At 69.9% G+C, this 5,288-nt stretch carries 6 protein-coding genes; 1 reads left to right on the top strand and 5 read right to left on the bottom strand.

Features of this window, described 5'->3' with window-relative positions:
• Positions 1 to 148: 148 nt before the first annotated feature.
• From D588_RS0119740 to D588_RS0119755, 4 genes are all read right to left on the bottom strand, one after another.
• Positions 149 to 715 carry a hypothetical protein gene (locus tag D588_RS0119740; protein WP_017917217.1) on the bottom strand — a complete coding sequence of 189 codons (567 nt, stop codon included), beginning with the start codon at positions 713 to 715 and terminating at the stop codon, positions 149 to 151.
• Positions 712 to 1,698 carry a PhoH family protein gene (locus tag D588_RS0119745; RefSeq protein WP_017917218.1) on the bottom strand — a complete coding sequence of 329 codons (987 nt, stop codon included), beginning with the start codon at positions 1,696 to 1,698 and terminating at the stop codon, positions 712 to 714. Before D588_RS0119745 ends, D588_RS0119740 begins: the two co-directional genes overlap by 4 nt.
• Before the next feature lie 398 nt (positions 1,699 to 2,096).
• Positions 2,097 to 2,498 (bottom strand): ACT domain-containing protein, encoded by a 402-nt coding sequence (locus D588_RS0119750; protein ID WP_017917219.1) that lies wholly within the window; start codon positions 2,496 to 2,498, stop codon positions 2,097 to 2,099.
• Positions 2,495 to 2,992: an OsmC family protein gene (locus tag D588_RS0119755; protein ID WP_017917220.1), complete on the bottom strand. Its 498-nt coding sequence runs from the start codon at positions 2,990 to 2,992 to the stop codon at positions 2,495 to 2,497. The genes D588_RS0119750 and D588_RS0119755 overlap by 4 nt, the downstream gene beginning before the upstream one ends.
• Before the next feature lie 71 nt (positions 2,993 to 3,063).
• On the opposite strand from D588_RS0119755, the gene D588_RS0119760 reads away from it, so the two are divergent.
• On the top strand, positions 3,064 to 3,729 hold the full coding sequence (locus D588_RS0119760; protein WP_017917221.1) for a winged helix-turn-helix domain-containing protein: 666 nt from the start codon (positions 3,064 to 3,066) through the stop codon (positions 3,727 to 3,729).
• A gap of 17 nt (positions 3,730 to 3,746) precedes the next feature.
• Here D588_RS0119760 and miaB read toward each other — a convergent pair whose 3' ends face one another.
• Positions 3,747 to 5,171, bottom strand: a complete 1,425-nt coding sequence (miaB, locus tag D588_RS0119765; protein WP_017911250.1) for a tRNA (N6-isopentenyl adenosine(37)-C2)-methylthiotransferase MiaB — start codon at positions 5,169 to 5,171, stop codon at positions 3,747 to 3,749.
• Between the last annotated feature and the right edge of the window lie 117 nt (positions 5,172 to 5,288).

Below are 5,288 nucleotides of genomic sequence, written 5' to 3' on the forward strand. Positions count from 1 at the left end.
ATCGGCCAGAGCAGACAGGCGAACGACGACGATCGCTGGAACATGGCACCTCCCCGTGCACGGCAGCAGCATCGCAGTGTACGTCGGTCACTGCCGCGTGGTGCGTGGGGTCGCTACGGAGTGCCGCGACAGGCGTGCAGCAGCAGGCTCAGGTCACGCATGCGACCAGGAACAGCAGCGGGGTCTTTTCGTCGTCGACGCGGTAGGCCAGGCTGCCCATCGGGCCTCGCTGGCACTGCGGATTGTCGCGCCGGATGTCCACCGTGGCGGCGAAGCGCCCCGACGCGGGCAGCCACACCGCGGCCTGGCCGTGTTCGAGCAGTTGGCCGACGAGGTAGAAGCTGTCCGCTGGCACCTTTGCGTAGGCCAGCGCATTGCAGCCGAAGCGGTCGCGCGTCACGCCGGCGCCTTCGGCCGCATCCAGCAGCGCCTGCGCCCTGGTGCCGGCGATCCAGGCCAGGCGTTGCGCTTCGTTGCCGTGCGGCGCAGTCGGCGAAGTACGGGCGATCGCCGCGGCGCGCTCAAGCACATCGCGCTGCAGGCCGATGCTGGCGGTGTCCTGCACGATCGACACGCACGGCGGGGTCAGCGATTGCGCCAGGGCGATGCGCTGCGGCGGCGGGTCCTGCGCCGGCGGCGGATCCTGCGGCTGGCCGCTGGCGCCGCCGGCCACGCAAAGCAGCGCTGCCAGCAGGCCGGGCCAGGGCCGGATCATGCGGACGGGCCGCTGGCGCGGTCGACCACGTCGCGCTTCTCGTAGGCGTTGACGATGCGCGCCACCAGCGGATGCCGGACCACGTCGCGCGCCTCGAAGAAGGTGAAGCTGACTCCGTCCACCTCGTGCAGCACTTCGATGGCATCGCGCAAGCCGGACTTGACGTGCTTGGGCAGGTCGATCTGGGTCAGGTCGCCGGTGACCACCGCGGTGCTGCCGAAGCCGAGGCGGGTCAGGAACATCTTCATCTGCTCGATGGTGGTGTTCTGCGCCTCGTCCAGGATCACGTAGGCGTCGTTGAGGGTGCGTCCGCGCATGTACGCCAGCGGCGCGATCTCGATGACGTTCTTCTCCAGCAGCTTGACCACCTTCTCCACGCCCAGCATCTCGTACAGCGCGTCGTACAGCGGGCGCAGGTAGGGATCGACCTTCTGGGTGAGGTCGCCGGGCAGGAAGCCCAGCTTCTCGCCGGCCTCCACCGCCGGGCGCACCAGGATCAGCCGCTGCACCCGCGATTCGTTCAGCGCTTCCACCGCGCTGGCCACGGCCAGGAAGGTCTTGCCGGTGCCGGCCGGGCCGATGCCGAAGTTGATGTCGTGGGTGGCGATCTGGTGCAGGTACTTGGCCTGGTTGGCGCCGCGGCCGCGCACCGTGCCGCGCCTGACCTTGATCGCCACGTCCTGCGGCTGGTACGCGCGCTGCGTCACCTGGTCGACGTTGGACTGGTTGAGCCGCAGGTGGATTTCCTGGTCGTCGAAGGCGACGTGGTCGGCCTCGGCGTACAGCGCCTGCAGCAGGTGCTCGGCCGCCGCCACCGCCTGCTCCGGCCCGGTCACCCGGTACACGTTGCCGCGGTTGGAGATCTCCACGCCCAGGCGCAGTTCGATCTGCCGCAGGTGCGCATCGAACGGGCCGGCCAGGTTGGCCAGGCGCTCGGTGTCGGCGGGATCCAGGGTGAAGTCGCGTTGCGCGGGGGTGGTCATGGCGGGCGCGCGCCGCCAGCGGCGACGTCGAAAAAAAGAGGGGCGCAAAGGGTAGCGCGCGGCGCGTAGCCGGGCCAGTGAAGGGCGCGCGGCGGCGACGTCGGCGTCGGCCCGCCGGTGCGGTCGAGGTACGCCTTGCGGATCTGCAAGCGCACGTGCCCCGCCATCGCCCGGACCTGCGCGTCGCGGCGATGGCAACGTTGTCCACAATGCATGTGGATCGATCGTCCAAAAGCCTGTGGACAACCGCGCGAACGCCTTGCCACGCAAGGCGCCGCCCTGTGCTGGCGAAAAAATCGCACCCGTGCGGCCGGCGATGCATCCGTGGCAACGGCGTTCGTCTTTTCCGGGATCGGTTATGACGTGCCTTGGCGGCGATCACCATCGCCAGCGCCGTCTCAACGCCGCGCGTCGCGCGCCCGCATCCAGGCGTCCGCAATCGCGCGTGCACCGGCGGGGTCGTCCGCGACCAGGATCAGGTGCCCATGGTGGTCGCTGTACTGCACGGCGATGTTGATGCCGGCGGCGCCGAGCATGCCGGTCAGCAGGCCGAGCTGTCCCGGCGTGTCCTGGTCCAGGCGCAGGCTCACTACCGGGTGTTCGGCGGCCACGTGGAAACCGTGCGCGCGCAAGGTCTCGCTTGCCGATGCGGCGGCATCGAACAGGAAGTGCGCGACCGCGCGCCCGTCCACACGCCACACGCCGCCGCCTTCGATGCTGATGCCGGCCGCGCCGAGTGCCTGGGCCATGGCGGACAGGGCGCCGGGGCGGTCTTCGAGGTGGATTTCGACGTCCTTCATCGCGCGGCCTCCGGCGGCTCGCCCGGGCGCACGATCGTCGCCTCGCAACGCACCGGCATGGCGCAGCTGTTGGCGATGAAGCACTGCGCGTGGGCCTGTGCGTGCAAGGCCTGTGCGCGGAGCGCGTCGCTGTCCGCCGCGATGGTCACGCGCGGCGCCAGCGCCACCTCGCGAAAGCGTCCGCCGTGGCCGGGGCGCATCTCCAGCCAGCCCTGGGCCTGGTCCTCGTAGGCCAGCACCTGGATGCCGGCATGCGCGCACAGGGCCAGATAGGTGAGCATGTGGCAGGCGGCGAGAGCGCCGACGAACAGATCTTCCGGATTGTGCAGCGCCGGGTCGCCGAGGAAGAGCGGGTCGGCGCTGCCTGGCAGTGCCGCCTTGCCGGGAATCTGCAGCGTGTAGTCGCGGCCATAGTGGCTGTAGTCGGCGGTGCCGTTGCCGCGGTTGCCGGTCCAGCGCAACTGCGAAGCGTAGTGGTGCAGCGTGTCGGTCATGCGTCTGCCTCGTGTGGGGAGCAGGCAAGGTAGGCGCCAGCGTGGCGGCATGCTTCGTCTACAATCGAAGCATGAGCGAGGACACCCTGCTTGCACGTGCCGCCTTTCTGCTCGGCGACCCGGCGCGCAGTCGCATGCTGGCGGCACTGATGAGCGGACAGGCGCGCACTGCCAGCGAACTGGCGCTGGACGGCGCGGTGGCGCCGTCGACTGCGAGCCGGCACTTGTCGCAACTGGTCGACGCCGGCTTGCTCGCGGTGGCGCGCCAAGGGCGACACCGCTATTTCCGTCTGGCCGGCGCAGACGTCGCCGCGGCGGTCGAGGCGATGATGGGACTGGCGCCGCCGCCGATGACGCGGCGGGTCGGCCCGGCGGATCCCGGTCTGCGCCGGGCGCGGGTGTGCTACGACCACCTTGCCGGCGAACTGGCGATCCGCTGGCGCCAGCAGATGGAAGCGCGCGGGCATCTGCTGTGCAGCGACGGCATGGCCTTGAGCGCATCCGGCGCCGCCTGGTGCGCGGCGATCGGCATCGACGTGGCGGCGCTGCGTGCGTCGCGGCGGCCGCTGTGCCGGCCGTGCCTGGACTGGAGCGAGCGCCGCGACCACGTCGCCGGTGCGCTGGGCAGCGCCTTGCTCCGGTATCTCTTCGACACCGGCCTGGCCTGGCGCGTGCCGGATTCGCGGGCGGTGCAGATCGGCCCGCGCGGCGAGCGCTTCCTCAGCGCGCTCGACTAGCGCGCGCCCGGCGCCGCTCAGGCCGCGGCGTCGTCCTCGGCCAGGTGCAGGCGGCCGCGCAGCGAATTGCTCAGCGCCTCGGTGATCGTCACCTCGACGAACTGGCCGATCAGGCGCGGATGGCCGGGGAAGTTCACCGAGCGCATGTTCTCGGTCTTGCCGGTCAGCTCGGCCGGGTTCTTCTTCGACGGCCCTTCCACCAGCACGGTCTGCACGCTGCCGATCATGCTCTGCGAGATCTGCTGCGCATGCGCGTTGATGTGCGCCTGAAGCCGCGCCAGCCGCGCATGCTTGACCGCCTCGGGCGTGTCGTCTTCCAGGTCGGCGGCGGGCGTGCCCGGGCGCCGCGAATAGATGAAGGAAAAGCTCTGGTCGAAACCCACGTCCTCGATCAGCTTCATGGTCTTGTCGAAGTCGGCGTCGCTCTCGCCGGGAAAACCGACGATGAAATCCGAGCTGATCGAGATGTCAGGACGCACCGCGCGCAGCTTGCGGATCTTCTGCTTGAACTCCAGCGCGGTGTAGCCGCGCTTCATCGCGCTGAGGATGCGGTCGCTGCCGGCCTGCACCGGCAGGTGCAGATAGTTGGCCAGCTGCGGCACGTCGCGGTAGGCCTCCACCAGCGAATCGCTGAATTCCAGCGGGTGCGAGGTGGTGAAGCGGATGCGGCCGATGCCCTCTATCTGCGCGATGCTGCGGATCAGCAGACCCAGGTCGGCATGCTGCGTCTCCTCGCCGGCCTCGGCGTCGGCGTAGGGGCCGCGGTAGGCGTTGACGTTCTGGCCGAGCAGGTTGATCTCGCGCACGCCCTGTGCGGCCAGTTGCGCGACTTCCACCAGCACGTCCTCGAACGGGCGGCTGATCTCCTCGCCGCGGGTGTAGGGCACCACGCAGAACGAGCAGTATTTGGAGCAGCCTTCCATGATCGACACGAAGGCCGAGGGGCCTTCGGCGCGCGGCTCCGGCAGGCGGTCGAACTTCTCGACCTCGGGGAAGCTGATGTCCACCTGCGACTTGCCCGATTCGCGCCGCGCGCGGATCAGCTCCGGCAGCCGATGCAGGGTCTGCGGGCCGAACACCAGGTCCACGTAGGGCGCGCGCTTGACGATGGCTTCGCCTTCCTGCGAGGCCACGCAGCCGCCGACGCCGATGATCACCGGCTTGCCGCCGGCCTTGAGCGCCTTCCAGCGGCCGAGCTGGCTGAATACCTTCTCCTGCGCCTTCTCGCGGATCGAGCAGGTGTTGACCAGGACCACGTCCGCTTCTTCGGGGTTGTCGGTCAGTTCCAGGCCTTCGGACGCGGCGAGCACGTCGGCCATCTTGGCCGAGTCGTACTCGTTCATCTGGCAACCGTGGGTCTTGATGTACAGCTTGCCGCGCACCGGCGCGGGTGCGGCGGCGGTGCCGGCGGAGGGCAGGGGATGCAGGACGGTCCCGGGCATGGCGCTTAATCCAGGCGGGTGGAAAGGAAGCCGGCTAGTTTACCCCTGCCTGCGCGCCAGCGCAGGACGCTAGCCCGCGGCGGCATCCACCGCCAGCGCGCGCTGCACCGCCGGCCG

The organism is Xanthomonas sp. SHU 308 (assembly GCF_000364645.1).
GTDB lineage: Bacteria > Pseudomonadota > Gammaproteobacteria > Xanthomonadales > Xanthomonadaceae > Xanthomonas_A > Xanthomonas_A sontii.